3 protein-coding genes are annotated in these 22,266 nt (G+C 63.7%); all 3 read right to left on the reverse strand.

The window, feature by feature from the left end; all coding sequences use genetic code 11:
* Positions 1-40 precede the first annotated feature (40 nt).
* Positions 41-8,341, reverse strand: coding sequence for a non-ribosomal peptide synthetase (locus C1X29_RS26085; protein WP_102718729.1), 8,301 nt, complete (start codon positions 8,339-8,341; stop codon positions 41-43).
* Positions 8,338-21,336 (reverse strand): non-ribosomal peptide synthetase, encoded by a 12,999-nt coding sequence (locus tag C1X29_RS26090; RefSeq protein ID WP_102718730.1) that lies wholly within the window; start codon positions 21,334-21,336, stop codon positions 8,338-8,340. The genes C1X29_RS26085 and C1X29_RS26090 overlap by 4 nt, the downstream gene beginning before the upstream one ends.
* A 185-nt stretch (positions 21,337-21,521) precedes the next feature.
* Positions 21,522-22,266: phosphopantetheine-binding protein (locus C1X29_RS26095; protein ID WP_146023271.1), on the reverse strand; the 745-nt coding region annotated here is incomplete at its 5' end.

Consider the following 22,266-nt stretch of genomic DNA (forward strand, 5'->3'; position numbering starts at 1 on the left):
GAGCCCGGCCAGCGGCCGGGTTCCAGGATAAAGACTTCAATCAGGACAATACTTGACCCGCCGCCACCGTCAGCCCGTCATGCCACCACGCCGCGAGACTGAAGACGTTGGGCGCCTTGAGGATCGTGAAGTGGTTGCCCGGGCCGTACCACACCGCCAGATCCCTGGTCTCGCGCTGCCAGCCTTCGAGCATCGCCGCCTGTTCGCGCTGGTTGCCTGATGCGTCCAGCGTCGGGTCGTCTACCAGCGCCAGACGCACCGGCCCGGTGTAGGCCAGAGCCGGCCGATAGACCGTGCGCAGCGCGGTGGCGAAGGTCCGCACCGGGCCCTGCATCGCGTCGAATGACGCGCGTTCGGACAGCACACCGGCGCGCACCATTCCCTCGTGCAGCAGGCGCATTTGCGTGCTGTCGTCGGCTTCGGCGAAGGCCAGCGCATCGATACCCAGAGACTTGCCGCTGGACAATTGCAGCGACTCGATCAGTCTCAGCAGCGCTGCCGTGGTGGTGTAAGGCTTGCCCACCACGCTGTTGCCGCCCGGTGATTCACTGTCGATCAGGGTCAGGGACGCCACCTCGCGCCCCGCCGCCTGCAACTGCGCCGCCATGGCGTAAGCCACCCAGCCACCGAACGAATGCCCGATCAGATGCACCGGCCCTTGCGGATACAACTGCTCAAGCGCCCGCAGGTAGAACGTGGCGGCACTTTCGACCCGGCTGTGCGGCACCGTCGCGCCGTCGAGGCCTCGGGGTTGCAACCCATGAATCGGCCACTCCGGCCCCAGCGCCTCGGTCAGGTGGATGAACCCGGTAACACTGTCGCCAGCCCCCGGCACACAGAAAATCGGCGCATGCCCGGTATGGCCGGTCTGAATGGTCAAGATCGGCTGATAGGCCGTTGGCGCTGGCGCAGTCGCCGTTTCCAGCGCCTGAGTCAGGGCCTGCCCCAATGCCTGAACGTGGGGTGCTTTCATCATGCTCTGGTGATCGCCCGGTACGTCGATGCAGTGCAGCTGCGCACCTGGCAACTCCTCAGCCCAACCACGCGTGGCGCTGAGTCGTGACATTTGCGCCGAACGCTCCTTGGCACGCAGCAGATGCAACGGCAGACCGATCGGGTTGATCCGGTAATGGGCCAACGCATGCCCGTGGGCCACTTCCCGGTCGAGGTAATGCCAGGCATCCGCCGACGAGACAGCCGCCAGCTCGGGTCTGAGCAACTGCTGTTCGTGACAATGGTTGAACAAATCGGCGAACGCCCACTGCTCAAGTTCAGTCTGCAACACCGCCAGACGCGCCAATGCTTGCTGCCCCTGTGTTTCGTGCCCGGCCCAATGCGCCGTGCAATGCAAAAGCAGTTGGCGCTTGTGCACATGTGCATCGTTCCACTGCGCCTTGTTCGGATCGGCCAGGCGCGGCACGTAGGTGTCGATCAGCCCGACGAACGCCACTGACTCGTCCATCCCGAGCAGTTGCGCCGCGATTTCATAAGCCAGCACGCCACCGAACGACCAGCCGGCAAGCCGATAAGGGCCGTGGGGTTGTGTGGCGCGGATCACCTCGACCAGCCGGGCCGCCAGGCACTCCATGGTGCGCAGTTGCGCCATACCGGGATCGATACCCGGCAAGCCGTAAATCGGGAACTCGCCGCCGATATGCAGGCCCAGCGCCGGGAAATACAGGTCCCGACCACTGAACTCATGCACCAGGAACAACGGCGTGCCTTGGTCACTTGCACGCACCACGACCACGCCGTCATGGAGCGGCACAGCGTCACTGCGCTGGCACAGCAGCGTGGCAGTCCCCTCGACCGTGGGATGCTGGAACAGCTCGGCCAACGAAATCGGCCTGTCGGACTTTTGCATCAGATCGACAAGCCGCACCGCCAGCAGCGAATGCCCGCCCAGTTCGAAGAAGTTGTCATGGCGGCCTACCCGCCCGACTTGCAACACTTCAGCCCATAGCCCGGCCAGTGATTCCTCAAGAGGATTGGCCGGCGCTTCATAGTCACGTATGACCAGCGCTTGGTGTGTCGGCGCCGGCAAGGCTTTGCGATCGACCTTGCCGTTGTTGTTCAGCGGCAGGCTCTCCAGCGCCACCCAGGCGGTCGGCACCATGTACTCCGGTAACCTGGCTTGCAGCAGCGCGCGGAGGGTAGCGCCCTGCAATGCAGGATCGTGCGCCGTGTAATAGGCCACCAGCCGCGTTGGTTCCTGTCCGTCGCGTCGGGCCAGAACCACCGCTTCCTTGACCCCCGGACAGCTCAACAGGCGGTTTTCGATTTCTCCGAGCTCAATGCGGAAGCCGCGAATCTTCACCTGGTCATCATTGCGGCCGATGCATTCCAGTCGCCCCGGCGCCTGCCAGCGCACCAGGTCGCCCGTGCGATACATCAAGGCCTGCGGATTGTCGCTGAACGGATCCCGGAGGAATTTCTCGGCACTCAGTCGAGGCCGATTCAGATAGCCCAGCGCAACCCCCTGACCACCGATGTACAACTCACCGGTTACGCCGAACGGCACCGGTTGTTGCCGGTTATCCAGCACATACACGCGGGTATTGCCGATGGGGCCGCCAATCGAAACGCTGTCCGCTTCCGGCGCCACCTCACGCACTTCGAAGGTGGTGGCGTACGTCGTGGTTTCGGTCGGGCCATAACAATGCACCAGGCGCAGGTCCGGTGCTTCGGCGAGCAGCTTTCGAAACGCTGCCGGATCGCCACGCTCCCCACCGCACAGCAGGATGCGCAGCCTTTTGAGCGCCTCGGGAATCAATTGCACGTACTGATTGAACAACGCTGTGGTGACGAAGAGGATCGTCGCCCCGCACCGGTCAAGCTCCCTACCGAATGCCTGTGGGTCGAGCAAGGTCGCATGATCGATCACGGCCACCTGGCCACCGTTGAGCAAGGCGCCCCAGATATCCATTGTGCTCGCATCGAACGCCGGGTTCGAAGCGAATGCCACCCGGTCACTCGAGTTGAAATCGGCGTAGCCGCAGTCGATCACAAGGCGGGTAATGCCGCGATGCGGCACCATGACCCCCTTCGGGGTGCCCGTGGAGCCCGAGGTGTACATGATGTACGCCAGCGCCTCCGAGGACTGAGGCAGATCCGGGTTGTGCGAAGGACTCCCGGCAAGCGCCAGGGTATCCAGATCCATTCGCCGTACCGGGTACTCGATGACCTGATCGCTGCCGGTCAACAGCGCGACCGCCTGACAATCCTGCACCATGAATGCCTGACGCTCGGCGGGTGCGTTGATGTCCAGCGGCACATAGGCCGCCGCACACTTGATGATCGCCAACTGCGCGACCAACAACTCCAGCGAGCGTGGCAACAGAATCGCCACATGATCGCCGGGCTGCACACCTTGAGCGATGAGATGATGCGCCAGGCCGTTGGCGCTGCGGTTCAGTTCCGCGTAACTCAACACCTGCGTCCCGTGCACCGCGGCAACGGTTTGCGGATGCTCGGCGGCCTGCATCTCGAAGACCCGGTGCACGGTAAGCACTTGCGGACAGTCCGGTGCGGTGGCGTTGAATTCGTCGAGCAACTGCGTGCGTTCCTGATCCTCGATTATCTGCGCGTGTTCCAGCACTGCCTGGTCGTTGTTGACCATGGCCTGCAACAAGCGCTGGAAATAACCGACATAACGCCGTGCCGTCGCCTCATCGAACAGCGCTGTGGCGTACTCCATCCAGCCATTTATCCCGTTGGGCGATTCACCCAGGGTCAGGGTCAGGTCGAACTTGGCGAAGTGACTCGGCTCCGCCACCGCTTCCAGGGTCAGATCCCCCAGCGCCAATACCGGCCCGTCGCTGTTGCGCCAGTTGAACATGGTCTGGAACAGCGGGCTGTGGGCCAGGCTGCGGGCCGGTCGGGCAATTTCCACCACTTGCTCGAAGGGCAGGTCCTGATGGGCCTGGGCCTGCAGGGTCAGCGCCTTGACCCGCGCCAGCAGCGCTTCGGTGCTCAACTCACCGGAAGTATCAATGCGTAACGCCAGGGTATTGACGAACAACCCGATCAATCCGTCGATTTCGGCCCGGAAACGGTTGGCCACCGGCGAACCGACCACCACGTCCGATTGCCCGGCCAACCGGCTGAGCAGCATCGCCCACGCGCTCAGCATCGTCATGTACAGCGTCACGCCATGGCGCTGGCTCAAGGCTTTGAGGCCGGCGCTCAAGCGCTCGTCCAGGCACACTTCGACGCTGCTGCCGGCGTAATCCTGTTGCGGTGGTCGCGGTCGGTCGGCAGGCAACGTCAGCAAGGCTGGCGCATCGGCCAGCGTGCGTTGCCAATATTCGCTCTGGCGCTGCAAAACCTCCCCGCTCAGCCAGCGTCGCTGCCAGACGGCATAGTCGGTGTATTGCAACGCCAGCGGCGGCAAAGGGTCCGCCAATCCCTGACTGAAAGCCTGATACAGCGCCATCAGCTCGCGGGTCAGCACCTCCATCGACCAACCGTCGGAGATGATGTGATGCAAGGTGATCAGCAACACATGGTGATCGTCGGCCATACGCACCAGTCGTCCGCGAATCAACGGATCATCCTGCAAGTCGAACGGGCCGGAAGCTTCCCCCTGAATCAGCGCCTGCAAGGCTTCATCGGCCTGCGGGTGCTGGCGCAGGTCCTCGACCCGCAGCAGCACACCGCTGTTGGGCGGAGTAATCAGCACCTGGGCTTCGCCGTTGTACGGCGTGAAACGGCTGCGCAGGCTTTCGTGGCGAGCGACAATCCGGGCCAGCGCCCGCTGTAGCGCATCGGCGTCGAGCACACCGCGCAGACGCAGACCGATCGGAATGTTGTAAGCCGTGTTGGCACCTTCCATCTGCGCCAGAAACCAGAAGCGCTGCTGGGAAAACGACAGCGGCAATGCGCCGTCCCGTGGCACCGGCAGGATCGGCGGCTGTGTCGAGCGTCCGGCCCGGGTCAGCGACTGCGCCACCGACGCCAGTTCGGCATTGGCGAACAACTCGCCGAGCGCAAGCTCCACACCCAGCCGTTGACGCACTTGCGCGACCATGCGCATGGCCAGCAACGAATGGCCGCCCAACTCAAAGAAATGATCCTGACGCCCTATCCGTTCGACCTGCAGAACCTCGGCCCAGATCTGCGCCAGCGTGCATTCCAGTTCGCCTTGCGGCGCCTCGTATTCGCGTGTGAGCAGGGCCGTGCGCTCCGGTAACGGCAAGGCCTTGCGATCGAGCTTGCCATTGGCGGTCAACGGCAAGCTGTCGAGCCTGACAAACGCGACCGGCACCATGTATTCGGGCAACTGGCCCAGCAAATGCTCGCGCAGCTGCGCTACCGCCAGTGGCTGCACCTGGGCCTGTTCGGTGAAATAGGCCACCAGCCGCGGTTGTCCTGGCTCGTCTTCACGAGCCAGGACAACCACTTCCTGAAGGCCGGGAAGCTGATGCAGACGGCTTTCGATTTCCCCCAATTCGATGCGCATGCCGCGGATTTTCACTTGATCATCGTTGCGCCCCAGATATTCGATCGTCCCGTCCGGGCGCCAGCGAGCAAGGTCGCCAGTGCGATACATACGCGCATTCGGTCGCTCACTGAAGGGGTCCGGCAGAAAGCGTTCAGCGGTCAGTTGCACACGGTTCAAGTAACCGCGCGCCACGCCTGCGCCACCGATATACAGCTCGCCGGATACGCCGATCGGCACCGGACGCTGTTGGTCGTCGAGCAGGTACACCGAGGTATTGCTCACCGGTTTACCGATGTGCAGTGCCTCCCCCGCCTCAATCCGTCCGGATGTGGCAACGACGGTGGCTTCGGTCGGGCCATAGTTGTTGATCACATCGAAATGCTGATTGCGCGAAAACTGACGCAAGCGGTCGCCGCCGATCAACAGGGTGCGCAATGTCGGGTGCTCGAGATGCCGGCTGAAGGCGTATTCGGCGACGGGCGTCGGCAGGAAACTCACATCCAGCGGTTGCGCGCACCACCAGGCCAGCAGCCCGTCGACGTCTTCGCCGCCATCCTGAGCGGGCGCCAGGTGCAGGGTCGCGCCGACGCACAGAGCTGGCCAGACTTCCCATGCCATTGCGTCGAAGCCGAACCCGGCCAGACTCGACGTATGGCGACCGGCACACAGGTCAAAGGCGTTGCAGTGCCAGTCGACCAGATTGGCCAGTGTCTGGTGTTCGACCATCACGCCCTTGGGCAAACCGGTGGAGCCGGAGGTGTAGATCACGTAAGCCAGGTTCGCCTCGGACAGACCTGGTACCACCGGGTTTGCGTCATTGCCTGAGCGCCAGGTGCGCGGGTCGAGATCAAGCACCGGCAGCTCCTGCGCCGGTAGCCGTGCGAGCAAATCACGTGAGGTCAGGATCGCCACCGGTGCGCAATCACTCAGCAAATAGTTCAGGCGTTCGGCCGGGTGCGCGGGGTCGATCGGCACATACCCGGCGCCTGCCTTGAGGACGGCGAGCAATCCGGCCAGGGTATCCAGCCCTCGCCGGGCGACGACTGCGACCCGGTCATCCGGCTGCACACCCAGATCGATCAAGCGATGCGCCAGACGGTTGGCCTGGCGGTTCAGTTCGTCAAACGTCAGTTGCTTGTCCAGATGCACCGCCGCCAGCGCTTGCGGTCGCGCGACGACCTGCGCCTCGAAGCGTTGATGAATCGTCTGTCCGCGTACGTATTCGACATTGCTGGCGTTGAACCCCGTCAACAGCTGTTCGCGCTCCGGGGCGGGCAGAACCGACAGTTGGCTCAACGGCGTATCCGCAGCTTGCTCCAGTGTCTGCAACAGGTTTTCCATGGCACACACCATATAGCCGCAGATGCGCTGCGCCTCGACTTCACGGGTGGCCAGCAGCGTCAGGCTGAAGTGATCGCCAAAGTCATCGATGCTCAAGGTCAGCGGGTAATTGGTGCGTTCCTCCGCATGCAGGACGCTGATCCCCTCCCAGGCCGAGAGCGCTTCGGCACTGGCATTGGCACTCGAGGTGCTGTGCCGGTAGTTGAGCAGCGAACTGAACAGCGGCGATGACCCGACCACCCCGCTGCAACGCTGGGCCAGCACCAGCGGGGCGTGCTCATGGCGCATCAGACGGGTCAGACGTGCATGGGTGGCCTTCACCGAGTCGCTTGTTGCCAGCGCGCTGACCTCGACCCGTAGCGGCAAGGTGTTGATGAAAATACCCAGCGCGCGGTCGGTCGACTCCGCCCCTTGCATCCGCCCCATCAGCACGGTACCGAACACAACAGCAGATTTTCCGGTGAGTGCGTTGAGGACCTGCCCCCAGCCGAGATGGAACAGACTCGCGACACTCACGCCGAGCGACCGGGCACTGGCTCGCAGGCGCTGCCCCAGCAACGGGTCAAGTGGCACACCGCACTCTTCGATGTCGCTGCCGTCGCCATGTACGCCTTGCAGGCCGAACGGCAACGTCGGCTCGTCGATGTCACCAAGCATCTCGCGGAAAAACGCCTCGTGCTCCGACTCGCTGATGCCTAGCCGCGCCTGGGCGACATAATTGCGAAACGGTACGGGCGCTCCCAGTCTCGCGCTCTGCCCTGACAGGCAAGCCTGCATTTCCTCGCTGACCACAGCGAGCGCCGAGTGGTCCATTGCCATGTGGTGAAACAGCAATATCGCGACAATACGCCCGGACTCTGCATTCCAGGCATGGGCCAGGCGCAATAGCGGTGCACGTGTCACGTCGAGACGGAAATGCCGGGCGTCGAATCGCGCATGCAACTGCTCCAGAACATCGCCTTGAGCCACATCGAGCTGCACTTCTTCCACAGGTAACCCGACACGTCGCAGGACCACTTGCACCGGCGTGTCCAGTCCTTCCCAAACGATGGCGGTGCGCAGAATGTCGTGGCGCTCGATGACGGTCTGCAGGGCCTGGACGAATGCCTCGAACCGCTCGAGTCCGCTGAACGCGAATTTCGCCTGCATCACATACGGATCACCCTGTGCAGCGCTCGCGTGGTGGTAGAGGATGCCCTCCTGCAACGGCGTCAGCGGATAGATGTCCTGGACATTGGCGCCGCCGCCAGGGATGTGCGCGACAATTTGATCGAGGGTGTCCTGGCTCAGGTCAACCAGCGTCAGCATCGCCGGAGTTATCCGTATCGTGCCCGGTGAAATTGCATTGACCGGCACTTCAACCTGTCCCTCCCGTGCGGGCGAGTAAACGCCCGCCTCGATCAGCTCGATCAATGCCGGTTTGTGCTCGCGCAATGCGGCCAGCAAGGCCGGTTCACTCAGGGCCTGCTTGTTGCCATTGACCCGTAATTGCCCGTCCGTGATTGCCAACTGGATGTCTTTTGTCTTCAGCGTCGCCAACAGTTCATTCAGGTTCACAGGACGATCTCCATTCTTTCCGTGATAGCCGCGTAACCAGCCAGGGTCGGTTGCTCGAACAACGTCCGCACATCGGCTTCGATACCTGCCTGTTGCAGGCGCCCGATCAGACTGACCGCCAGCAACGAATGCCCACCCAGCTCAAAGAAATGGTCTTGCCGTCCGACGCGCTCGACCTTGAGCAATTCGCACCACAGGCGCGCAAGGAGGACTTCCATCTCGCCGACCGGCGCTTCGTATTCGCGAATGCTGACCGCAGCCGAATCCGGTGCAGGCAGCGCCTTGCGATCGACCTTGCCGTTGGGGCTCAGCGGCAGGCTGTCGAGCGCGACGAATGCCGACGGCACCATGTAATCGGGCAAGCGTGCCAGCAAGTGTTCGCGCAACGCCTCGATCCCCGGTTGCCCGGCGTCGGCACGCCAGGTGAAGTACGCCACCAGACGCTCCTCACGCACCATCACCACGGCTTCGCGCAGCGCTGGATGGCTGAGCAGTTGCGCTTCGATCTCACCCGGTTCCAGGCGCAGGCCACGCAGCTTGACCTGGAAGTCGTTGCGCCCGATGAATTCGAGCTGCCCATCGGTGCGATAGCGCACCCGGTCGCCGGTGGCATACAAACGGTCGCCATCCATGAATGGGCTCGGGATAAACCGTTCGGCCATCAACTGCGGCAACCCCAGGTAACCCCGCGCAACCCCGGCACCGCCAATGAACAACTGACCGATCACGCCCATCGGCACCGGCCGCTTGGCGGCATCGAGGACATACAGGCGGGTGTTGTTGATCGGCCGTCCGATCGGCAACGCGCTGTCCGGCACCGGCATCGACGGTTCCAGCGTCCACACCGTGCTGTCGACCGTGGCTTCGGTTGGGCCGTAAACGTTGTGCAAACGCACCTGCGGTAAACGCTCACGTACCAGACGCGCCAGCGCCGGCGTCAGGTCGCCGCCGCCACAGAACACGTCGGTCAGGCTGCTGCACTGGCTGACCTCGTTCTGTTCGAGGAACTGTTGCAACAGCACCGGCACGAACTGGATCACGCTGATCCGCTGCTCGCGAATCACCTGCGCCAGATACGCCGGCTCGCGGTGCCCGTCAGGACGCGCCAGCACCAGACGCAACCCGGCGCTCAGCGGCCAGAACAGCTCCCAGACCGAGGCGTCGAAACTGAACGGGGTCTTCTGCAACAGGGCGCCGTCCGTCACGGCGGGACATAGCTGCGAACTCCAGTGCAACAAATTGCCGACGCCACGATGCTCGACCATCACGCCTTTCGGCGCACCGGTCGAACCGGAGGTGTAAATCACGTAGGCCAGGTTCGAAGCGCTCAGTTTCGGTACTTGCGGGTTGTCCTCCGGGTTGAATGTCCAGTGATCCTGATCCAGATCGATCACCAGCGCGGTGCTCTCGCCCAGCAACTCACGCGTCGCCCCGTGCACCAGCACCGCTATCGGCGCGCTGTCCTTGAGCATGTAATCCAGACGTTCCGCCGGGTACGCCGGATCCAGCGGCACATAGGCTCCGCCGGCCTTGAGAATGCCGAGCAGACCGACCATCAGCTCCAGCCCGCGCTCGACACAGATTGCCACCCGCGAATCCGGCCCCACGCCCAACTCGCGCAGGTGATGGGCCAGACGGTTGGCCTGTGCGTTGAGTTCGGCGTAGGTCAGCCGCTGCTTACCGGCCTGCAACGCGATGGCTTGCGGCGTACGCTGCACTTGCGCCTCGAACAGCCCGTGAACGGTGTGCTCCAGGTTGTCTGCGGTGCCGGTGACGTTGAGGTCGTAAACGACATGCTGACGTTCTGCGCCTTCAAGGATCGGCAAGCGGTTCAGCGGCTGATCCGGTGCCTGCTCCAGAGCCTCCGCCAGTGTCTCCAGCGCCGTCTGCATGTAGTCGCAGATCCGCTGCGAACCAATGCTCGCCGGGGTCATGGCGGTGAGCACAAAGCCGCTGCCCAGATCATCGACGCCCAGACTCAGCGGATAGTTGGTGCGCTCTTCGCTGCTCAGGGTCTCGATGCCCTGCCAGGCCTGACGCCGGTTTTGCTGTTGCGCCTCGTCGGCGCTGTGCCGGTAGTTGAGCATCGAACTGAACAGCGGCGACGGCGCGGCCACGCCGCTGCAACGCTGGGCCAGCGCCAGTGACGCGTGTTCATGGCCAAGCAGCGCACTGAGCCGCGCATGCGTCGCCCGAGCTCCTTCGCGCACCGGGGCTGCCCCCAGATCGACCCGCAGCGGCAAGGTGTTGATGAACATCCCCAACGCCCGGTCGGCACCCTCGCCGCCCTGCATCCGGCCCATCAGCACCGTGCCGAATACAACACGATCCTGCCCGGATGTCGCGGCCAGCACCTGTGCCCACGCGAGGTGGAACAGGCTGGCCACGCTGATGCCCAGTTGCCGTGCGAGGCTGCGCAGACGCTGGCTGGTCGCTTCGGTCAGGGCCTGTCGCGTTTCCTCGATATCGCTACCGTCACCTTGCACATCCTGCAAACCGAACGGCAGGGTCGGCTCGTCGATGTCGCCGAGCATGTCGCGAAAGAACGCCTCGTGCTCCTGCTCGCTGACACCCAGCCGCGCCTGCGCTACGTAGTTGCGGTAAGGCACCGCCGCGCCCAGCGAGGCTTCGCGCCTTTGCAGGCAGGCGAGCATTTCGTGCTGCACCACGTCCAGCGCAGTGTGATCCATCACCACATGGTGGAACAGCAACATCGCGACCACCCGGTCGTGGGCCGGATCACGGGCATACACCAGACGCAGCAACGGTGCCTGGCTGATGTCGAGGCGGTAGTGACGGGCATCGAAATGCTCGTGCAACTGCTCAAGAACGTCGCCATCCGCCGGGTCGAACAGGATCTCCTGCACCGGTAACTCGACGTGACGCCATACCACTTGCATCGGCTCGGCCAGTTTCTGCCAGATCACCGCCGTGCGCAGGATGTCGTGGCGTGCAATGACCTTGCGCAGCGCCGCCGCGAAGCTGTCGAGCCGCTCGAGGCTGTCGAAAGCCAGCCACGATTGCAGCAAGTACGGGTCGCCCTGCTCCGCACTCAGGTGGTGATAAAGGATGCCTTCCTGCAACGGCGCCAGCGGATAAATGTCCTGCACGTTGGCGGCGCCACCCGGCACGCTGGCCACGATCCGGTTGATGCTCGGCTGATCCAGTTCAGTCAGGCTCAGCAAATCCGGGGTGATGCGGGTGCAGTCGGCAGGAATGCGATTGGCCGGCACTTCGATTTCGCGACCGCTGCCTACCGCTGCGGCCAGTGCAGCCAGCGTTGGTTGGCTGAACAGCACGCGCACATCGGTGTTCAGGCCGATCTGGCGCAGGCGTTCGATAAGGCTCACGGCCAGCAGCGAGTGGCCGCCCAGTTCGAAGAAGTTGTCGTGGCGACCGACTTTTTCCAGCTTCAGAACATCGGCCCAAATCTGCGCCAGCGTAGTTTCCACCGGGCCTTGCGGGGCCTCGTATTCACGGCTGAGCCATGCGCTTTGATCCGGCTCCGGCAAAGCCTTGCGGTCGAGTTTGCCGTTGGCGGTCAGCGGCAAAGTGTCGAGTCGCACATAAGCCGCCGGGATCAGCGCTTGCGGCAACCGGGTTTGCAGATGATTGCGCAGAGCTTCGATATCAGTCGGCGCTCGCTCGGTGAACCACACCAGCAACTGCCCGTCGCGCACCAGCGCTACTGCGTCCTGCACTGCCGGATGGGTACTCAGGGCGGCTTCGATTTCCCCCAGTTCAACCCGCACGCCGCGCAGTTTCACCTGATCGTCGTTGCGGCCCAGGTACTCGATGTTGCCGTCCGCCAGCCAGCGTGCGAGGTCGCCGGTTCGGTACATGCGTCCTTCGTTGAACGGATCATTCAGGAAGCGTTCGGCGGTCAGATCGGGACGGTTCAGATAACCCCGCGCCACCCCAGCGCCGGCGACGTACAACTCGCCCGTGACACCTACTGGCACCGGACGTTGCTGGTCATCGAGCAGATAGATTCGGGCGTTGGCCATCGGCCGGCCGATGTGCAGCGGTTGGCCGACTTCGACCGGCCCGGACGTGGCGACCACCGTAGCCTCGGTCGGGCCGTAGTTGTTGATCACCGAGAAGGTCTGCTCGCGATTGAACTGACGCAGCTTGTCGCCGCCGATCAGCAACGTGCGCAGGGTCGGATGTTGCAGTTCGCGGCTGAACGCATATTCGGCCACTGGAGTTGGCAGGAAACTGACCTGCAACGGCTGCGCCCGCCACCAGTCAAGCAGTTCGTCCAGATGCTCGTTGCTCACCGATTCCGGCGGCAAGTGCAACGTCGCACCGACGCAAAGCGCAGGCCAGACTTCCCAAGCCATCGCATCGAAACCGAACCCGGCCACGCTGGCGGTGTGGCTGCCGGCGTGCAGGTCAAAGGTTTCGGTGTGCCAGTGCACAAGGTTTTCCAGGGTCGCGTGTTCGACCATCACGCCTTTTGGCTGGCCAGTGGAGCCCGAGGTGTAGATCACGTAGGCCAGGTTGTCCGGCGTAAAATCGGCGACCTGCGGATCAGCAACCGACAGGTCTTGCCAGGTCTCATGGGCAAGATCAATCACAGGTACGCCAGCCTGATTCGGCAAAGCTACATCGCGAACCAGTAACACCCTCGGCGCACTGTCGGCCAGCATGTAAGCGATTCGCTCGGGTGGATAAGCCGGGTCGACCGATACATAGGCGGCGCCGGCCTTGAGGATCGCCAGCAAACCGACCAGCATGTCCGGGCTGCGTTTGAGACAGATCGCCACTCGCGTATCGGTGGTAACACCCATCCCCTGCAGATGATGGGCCAGGCGATTGGCGCGCTGGTTCAATTGCCTGAACGTCAGGCGCTGCGTGCCGGCCTGAACCGCCACGGCCTCCGGCGTGCGCGCAACCTGCGCTTCGAACAGACGATGAACACCTTGCGCTGACGGGTAAACCGACGTGCTCGCGTTGAAGTCGCCAAGCAGCTGCGCGCGCGCCGCCGCTGACAGCACGTTGAGACGTTCAAAGGCCTGTCCGGGGTTGTCGGCCAACGCTGTCGCCAGCTCCGTGAGAGCGGTGTGCATCAGCTCGCAGACCCGCTGCGCCCCCACATGATCCGGGGTCAGTGCCGACAGATTGAAGCCATCACCCCGGTCGTTGATGCTCAGGGTCAACGGATAATTCGTGCGCCCGTCCTGGGCCAGGAATTCGATGCCTTGCCAGACCGGATCAACAGGCACTCGCGCAGCGTCGTGGCCGCCATGCCGATAGTTGAGTACCGCGCTGAACAGCGGCAAAGGCGCGGCCACGGCGCTGCAACGCTGAGCCAGTGCCAGCGACGCATGCTCATGTCCCAGCAAAGCCGCCAACCGCTCATGAACCGTGCGAACCGCTTCACTCACACTCTGCCCGTCAACTTCCACGCGCAGCGGCAAGGTGTTGATGAACATCCCCAAAGCCCGATCCGCGCCCTCGCCGCCTTGCATGCGCCCCAGCAGCACGGTGCCGAACACCACGTCCCGGCGTCCGGAAGTCGCCGCCAGCACCCGCGCCCAGGCGAGATGAAACAGGCTCGCGACGCTGACCCCGTATTGCCGCGCCTGGCGGCGCAGGTGCCGATTCAATTCCACTGGCAGCGCCAGCGAATGCTCCTCGATGTTGCGGCCATCGCCCTGTACGTCCTGCAAGCCGAATGGCAGGGTCGGCTCGTCAATATCACCGAGCATCTCGCGAAAGAAGCTTTCGTGTTCGTCCTCGCTGATGCCTTGGCGGGCCTGATGGACGTAGTTGCGGTAGGGCGCGGCGGGCGGCAAAGACTCAACCTGCCCCGGCAGATACAACTGCATTTCCCGGCGAACCACCTCCAGCGCGGTGTGATCCAGCACGACGTGATGAAACAACAGCACGCCTGCCACACGGTCATGCAGCGGATCTTCGGCATACACCAGACGGATCAGCGGTGCCTGACCGAGGTCGAGGCGATAATCCCGGGCATCGAAGCGTGCGCGCAACTGATCGAGGATATCGCCATCCAGCGGACTCAAATCGACTGATTGCACCGCCAGCGCGGCCTCTCGCCATACCACTTGCTGCGGGCTCGGCAATCCTTCCCAAACCAGACTGGTGCGCAGGATGTCGTGGCGCGCAATCACCTTTTGCAAGGCGCTGGCAAAAGCGCGCAGGCGCTCGATGCTGGCAAAGGCCAGACATGACTGTAATAAGTAGGGATCGCCCTCGGCGGCGCTCAGGTGATGGTAAAGAATGCCTTCCTGCAACGGCGCCAGCGGATAAATGTCCTGCACGTTGGCGGCGCCGCCGGGCACCGTGGCAACGATCCGGTCGATGCTCGGCTGATCCAGCTCGGTCAGGCTCAGCAACTCCGGAGTGATGCGGGTGCAGTCGGCAGGAATGCGATTGGCCGGCACTTCGATTTCGCGACCGCTCCCTACTGCCGCAGCCAATGCAGCCAGAGTCGGCTGGCTGAACAGCACGCGCACGTCGGTGTTGAGGCCGATCTGGCGCAAGCGTTCGATCAGGCTCACGGCCAGCAACGAGTGGCCGCCCAGTTCGAAGAAGTTGTCGTGACGTCCGACCTGCTCCAGCTTCAGGACATCGGTCCAGATCTGTGCCAACGCAGTCTCCACCGGACCTTGCGGGGCCTCGTATTCGCGGCTGAGCCAGGCGTTCTGATCCGGCTCCGGCAAGGCTTTGCGGTCGAGTTTGCCGTTGGCGGTCAGCGGCAAGGTGTCGAGTCGCACGTAAGCCGCCGGGATCAATGCTTGCGGCAAACGGGTTTGCAGATGATTGCGCAAGGCTTCGATATCGGCAGACGCACGTTCGGTGAACCACACCAGCAACTGGCCGTCGCGCACCAGTGCCACTGCGTCCTGCACTGCCGGATGGCTGGCCAGCGCCGCTTCGATTTCCCCCAGTTCAACCCGCACGCCGCGCAGTTTCACCTGATCGTCGTTACGGCCCAGGTACTCGATGTTGCCGTCCACCAGCCAGCGCGCAAGGTCGCCGGTGCGGTACATGCGCCCTTCGTTGAACGGATCATTCAGGAAGCGTTCGGCAGTCAGATCGGGACGGTTCAGGTAACCCCGTGCGACACCGGCGCCGGCGACGTACAACTCCCCCGTCACACCTACTGGCACGGGGCGTTGCTGCTCATCCAGCAAATAGACCTTGGCGTTGGCAATCGGCCGGCCGATGTGCAGCGTTTGCCCGACGTCTACAGGGCCGGAGGTGGCGACCACCGTGGCTTCAGTCGGGCCATAGTTGTTGATCACCGCAAAGCTCTGCTCACGATTGAACTGCCGCAGCTTGTCGCCACCAATCAGCAAGGTACGCAGGGTCGGATGTTGCAGTTCGCGGCTGAACGCATATTCGGCTACCGGTGTCGGCAGGAAACTCACCTGCAACGGCTGCGCCCGCCACCAGTCGAGCAGTCCGTCCAGGTGCTCATTGCTCACCGTTTCCGGCGGCAGGTGCAACGTCGCGCCGACGCACAACGCCGGCCAGACTTCCCAGGCCATCGCATCAAAACCGAAACCGGCCACGCTGGCGGTGTGGCTGCCGGCGTGCAGGTCAAAGGCTTCGGTGTGCCAGTGGACAAGGTTTTCCAGGGTCGCGTGCTCGACCATCACGCCTTTCGGCTGGCCGGTGGAGCCCGAGGTGTAGATCACGTAGGCCAGATGTGCCGGGGTCAGTTCCGGCAACTGTGGATTGCTGTCCGGCAGGTGCTGCCAGGCGTCGCTGTCAAGATTGATCACCGGCACGGCACCCAGCAGGTCGCGAGTGGCCGTCTGTGCCAGCACCGCCACCGGATCGCTGTCCTGCAACAGATAAGTGATCCGTTCTGCCGGATGTGCCGGATCGACCGGAACATAACCGGCACCAGCCTTGAGGATCGCCAGCAGCCCGATCAGCATCTGCGGACCACGCTGCACGCAGAGCGCAACGCGATCGTCCGGTTGCACACCGAGGCCGATCAAGTGATGGGCCAGGCGGTTGGCGCGGCGGTTCAAGCCGTCGTAGCTCAGGCTTTGCCCGCCCTGCACCACTGCCACAGCGTCGGGTTGGCTCGCCGCTCGCGCTTCAAACAATTGGTGCACCACATGGCCGTGGGCAAAGTCGCGACCGGTGACATTGAAACCGACCAGCACGCGTTGGCGTTCGGCCGCCGACAGAATCGACACCTGATTCATTGGCGCATGGCGATCCTGTTCCAGCGCGCTCAGCAAATTGTGCAATGCCGTTTGCAGGTAGTCGCAGACCCGCATGCCATCCACTTCGGGCACTGCCTGCACAGCAAGCCGGAAGCCCTGTCCAAGGTCATCGACGCTGACCACCAGCGGATAGTTGCTGCGCTCACGAGAATCGAGAATCCGGATGCCTTCCCATCCCGGCGTCGCCGTCTGCTGCGCGCTGTGGCGATAGTTGAGCAAGGTATTGAACAGCGGTTCCGATCCCGTCACGCCACTGCAACGTTGAGCCAGTATCAGCGGCGCTTGCTCATGCACCAGCAGCTGCGCCAGACGCTCGTGGGTCGCCCTGACACCCGCCTCCACCGCCGTGGCCCCGACATGGACCCGCAGCGGCAGGGTGTTGATGAACATGCCCAACGAACGATCGGCGCCCTCTCCCCCCTGCATGCGCCCCAGCAGCACCGTACCGAATACCACCTCCTCGCGCCCGCAGACCTGGGCAAGTACCTGACCCCAGGCCTGATGCACCAGACTCGCAACACTGATGCCCAGCGTGCGGGCCTGTTTGCGCAGGCGTGTGGCAAGACGCTCATCCAGTGCCAGCTCGCTGTCCACGATGTTTGTGCCATCGCCGAGTACGTCTCGCAGGCCGAACGCCAGGGTCGGTTCGACGATGTCGCCGAGCATCTCGCGAAAGAACGCTTCATGTGCCTCGGCATTCGAACCGAGACGGGCCTGAGCGACATAGTTGCGGTATTGCACGGGGGGCGGCAGCGCGCCGACTTGCCCGTGAAGGGCGTCGCTCATCTCGGCCACCAACATCTCAAGCGCGGTGTGATCGAGCACGATGTGATGCAACAGCAGGATCCCGACCCAGCGGTTTTGCAACGGGTCTTCGGTGTAGGCGAAGCGCATCAACGGCGCACGCTGCAAGTCCAGGCGATAGTGTCGCGGATCGAAACGCGCCTGCATTTGCTGCAACACATCACCGTCCTGCGGATCGGCATCCACCCGCTCCAGTGCCAGCGGCGCCGCACGCCACACCACTTGCACCGGCTCCTCGAGGTTTTCCCTGACCACGCTGGTTCGCAGGATGTCGTGCCGGGCGATGACACTGTTCAACGCGCGAACGAACGCCTTGATCTGCGCCAGTCCGTCGAAGGCGAACTGCGCTTGCAGCACGTACGGGTCACCGTCGGCAACGGCCAGATGGTGATAGAGGATTCCCGACTGCAACGGTGCCAGGGCATAGATGTCCTGCACGTTGTCGATACCGCCCTCGACGGTCTCGACGATACGGTCGATGGCCGCTTGATCCAGCGTGGCCAGCGGCAGCATGTCCGGGGTGATGCGGGTGCAACCGGGTTCGATGCGGTTGGCCGGCACGCTGACCGTGGCGTCCCCTCCCAGCGTCGCGGCGAGTGCCGCCACGCTTGGCTGGCCGAACAGCACACGGACGTCGCACTGCATGTTTTGCTGGCGCATGCGCTCGATCAGCTTCACCGCCAGCAGCGAATGCCCGCCCAGTTCGAAGAAATTGTCATGCCTGCCCACCCGATCCAGTCCGAGCAAGGTCTGCCAGATCACAGCGATGCGGGTTTCGATTTCGCCGAGCGGTGCTTCAAACGCCCGCCGGGCGAAGGCTTCGTTGTCCGGCTGCGGCAACGCCCGGCGATCGAGTTTGCCGTTGGCCGTCAGCGGGAAGGCATCGAGGCGCACGAACGCACCCGGCACCATATGCTCGGCCAGCGATGCCAGCAGGTGATCGCGCAATTGCGCAACGCTCGGTTCGACACCTTCGGCGGCCAGCCAGTAGGCCACCAGACGCGTGTCGCCGGGGCTGTCCTCGCGGGCGATCACCAGCGCATCGCGCACGCCGTCGCAGGCTGCAAGACGTGCCTGGATTTCGCCAAGCTCGATACGGAAACCACGGATTTTCACCTGATCGTCGTTGCGTCCCAGGTATTCGAGTTCGCCCTCCACCGTCCAGCGTGCCAGATCACCGGTCTTGTACAAACGCGTTTGGGCATGCCCACTGAACGGGTCGGCGATGAAGCGCTCGGCGGTCAACGCCTCACGATTCAGGTAACCACGGGCAACCCCGGCGCCGCCCACATACAACTCACCGGTCACTCCGGCCGGCACGGGTTCTCGCCGGGCATCGAGGACGTACAGCAGCAGGTCGGGAATACGCACGCCGATCGGGCTGCTGGCAGTCAGTTGCGCGTCTGCCGCCACCAACGGACGGTAGGTCACATGCACCGTGGTTTCGGTGATGCCGTACATGTTCACCAGCCGGGTGCCGGCGTTGCCGACCCGCGCATACCAGGGTTTGAGCGATCCTGGCTCCAGCGCCTCACCACCAAAAATCACCTCGCGCAGCGAATGCTGCAACGGGCTGCGGCCCTGGGCGGCGACCAACTGCCGGAACGCGCTTGGCGTCTGGTTGAGTACAGTGACGCCCGAGCGGCAGAGCAACGCATAACACTCGTCCGGCGAGCGGCTGATGTGTTGCGGCACCACCAGCAACTGTCCGCCGTACGCCAGCGCACCCCAGATTTCCCAGACCGAGAAATCAAAGGCAAACGAGTGGAACAACGCCCAGACGTCTTGCGCATTGAACCGGAACCAATCGTGGGTCGCGCCAAACAGGCGTGCCACGTTGCGGTGCTCGACCATCACCCCTTTTGGCAGCCCGGTGGAGCCAGAGGTGTAGATCACGTAGGCCAGATGCGCCGGACTCAAGTCCGGGATCTGTGGATTGAACTCCGGTTCATTTTGCAAACCTTGGTCGTCGAGATCGATCTGCGGCACGGAGAGCCCGGCAATCCGATCCAGAGTCGCTGCCTGCATCAGCACCGCCACCGGCGCACTGTCTTGCAGGGTGAAGGTGATGCGCTCCAGCGGATAAGCCGGATCGATCGGCACATATCCGGCACCCGCTTTGAGCACGCCGAGCAGGCCGGCGATCATTTGCGGGCCGCGCTCGACGCAGATCGCTACCCGGTCATCCGGACGGATGCCAAGGGCGAGCAAACGATGGGCCACCTGGTTGGCCTGTCGGTTGAGTGCTCCATAGCTGTAAGTACGCCCCTCGAACAGCAACGCGACCGCCTCGGGCCGAGTGTGCGCATGCGCTTCGAACTGCTGATGGATCAAAGGCGTATCGGGAAACGTCGCCCTCGGTGAGTTAACGCCATACAGCCAGTGCTCCCGCTCGGCGGGCGGCAGTATGTCCAGGCTGTGCAATGCGGCTTGCGGGTTGTTCTGCAGCGCATCGACAAGACTGCCCAGTGCCGTGCGCAGGTATCCGGCGATTCGGGAGGCGCCAAGCGTCGCGTCGGCCAGCACCGTGATGCGCAGGTCCTGACCGAGGTCATCGATGTTGACCGTCAGCGGGTAGTTGGTGCGCTCGCGGGCACCCAACACGTGCACCCCCGGCGACAGCTCGATCACCTCGGCGACTTCCTCCACGCTGCTGTGGCGGTAGTTGAGCATGGCGCTGAACAGCGGCGTCGGCACCGCAACGGCGCTGCAACGCTGGGCCAGTGCCAGGGACGCCTGCTCATGGGCGAGCAGCGCGGTCAGGCGTCGGTGCGTCGCCAGCACGCCGTCATGAACGCTCGACCCGCCGACATCCACCCGCAAAGGCAGCGTATTGATGAACATCCCCAATGCTTGCTCGACACCGTCAGCCGCATTCATCCGTCCCAGCAGAACGGTGCCGAACACCACCGCCGAGCGCCCGCACAACTGCCCCAGCACGCGTGCCATGGCCAGGTGCATCAGGCTCGCCACGCTCACGCCTGATTGTCGCGCCTGGGTACGCAAGCGCTGGCTCAGATCGCTGTCGAGCATGCACGAGACTTCCTCGATGCCCTGACCGTCACCTTGTACATCATGCAAGCCACCCGGCAGCGTCGGCTCGTCGATGTCGCCGAGCATCTCGCGAAAAAATGCCTGGTGCGCTTGCTCATCCGACCCCAGACGTGCCCTCGCCAGGTGGTCGCGAAACGGCACCGCCCTCGCGACTTCGGCATCGCGGCCTGACAGGTAAGCCTGAATTTCCCGGCGTACCACATCGAGCGCGACGTGATCCATGATCATGTGATGGAACAGCAACAATGCGACCACCCGGTCGTTGACCGGATCCTCGGCGAACACCAGCCGCAGCAACGGGGCCTGTTGCAGGTCGAGGCGAAAGTACTGCGGGTCGTGGCGTGCCAGCAATTGCGCGAGTACGTCCTCGCGACCATTCAGATCGACTTCCTCACTGACCAGCGGGGCTTCGCGCCAGACCACCTGCACGGGATCGTCCAGATGCTCCCAGAGGATGGAGGTGCGCAAAATGTCGTGGCGCTCGATCACCCGACGCAACGCTTCGGTGAATGCCTCCAGCCGTTCGCGACTGTCGAACGTGAACCGCGCCTGCGACACATAGGGATCCCCCTCCGGCGCGGAGAGATGGTGATAAAGCAGCCCCTCCTGCAATGGCGCCAGCGGATAAATGTCCTGCACGTTCGCCACACCGCCCGGCACGGTGGCGACGATGCGGTCGATGGCCAGCTGATCCAGTTGCACCAGCGGCAGCATGTCCGGGGTGATGCGCAACGCCGGGCTCGACCAGTCGCCGCCGTGGCTCGCCACCAGCTCCAGCAACTGCGCCTTGTGTTTGGCGAGGCTGTCCCACAACGCGTCGTCCAGCGCGTCGTCGTTGCCCAGAATGACCAGGTCTTCATCGTCCTGTTGAAGGCGGATCGCATGGGTGGAAATAACAGCCATCAGCTCGCGAAATTGCATGGGGGTAACCTGCTGTAAATTCGGGAAAAAGGAGCGCGCAGCGGCGAGTCCGTGCGGCGGCGCGCAGCCTGGAAAAGCTAAAACATCGGGGCTTGGGTGTCTGACATGGGAAGCAGGGACAAGCCCCGTGACCGGGCAGTCATGGCGTCGATCCGCGGGAACCGCGAATCGACGCCGATGTCGCCTCAGAGCCGGCGTTTGCGGTTGAGCGTCGGAATGGTGGTTTGCGGCACCTCCAGCTGTTTTGCCTGCGCCGAGGTTTGCGCCGCCAGCGCGGCCAGAGTCGGCTGGCTGAACAGCGTTCGCGCATCGACGTGCAGCCCTGCCTGACGCATGCGCGCCACCAGGCTGACCGCCAGCAACGAATGCCCGCCGAGTTCGAAGAAGTGGTCGTTGCGCCCGACCTGCTCCAGTTGCAACACCTCGGCCCAGATCTGCGCCAGCCGGATTTCGACTTCGCCCTCGGGCGCCTCGTAGCGGCGACTGAGCACCGCCTCTGCCCCCGGTGCCGGCAAGGCTTTACGGTCGACCTTGTCGTTGGGGGTCAGGGGCAATGCGTCGAGTTTCACGTAAGCGCCCGGCGCCATGTACTCCGGCAAACGCTCAAGCACATGGGCGCGCAAGGTTTCGATGGGAGGCGCGTCGAAGCCTTCGCGCACGGTGAAATACGCCACCAGTCGCTCGTCACGCACCAGCACCACCGCTTCACGCACCGCCGGGTGCTCGATCAGCCGCGCTTCGATTTCCCCCGGTTCCAGACGCAGGCCACGCAGCTTGATCTGGAAGTCGTTGCGGCCGAGGAATTCGAGGTTGCCGTCCGCCCGGTAGCGCACCAGATCGCCGGTGCGGTACAAGCGATCACCGGCCACGAACGGGCTGTCGATGAAGCGCTCGGCCTGCATGTCCGGCAACCCCAGATAACCCCGCGCG

The organism is Pseudomonas sp. GW456-12-10-14-LB2 (assembly GCF_002884345.1).
Lineage (GTDB): Bacteria > Pseudomonadota > Gammaproteobacteria > Pseudomonadales > Pseudomonadaceae > Aquipseudomonas > Aquipseudomonas paraglycinae.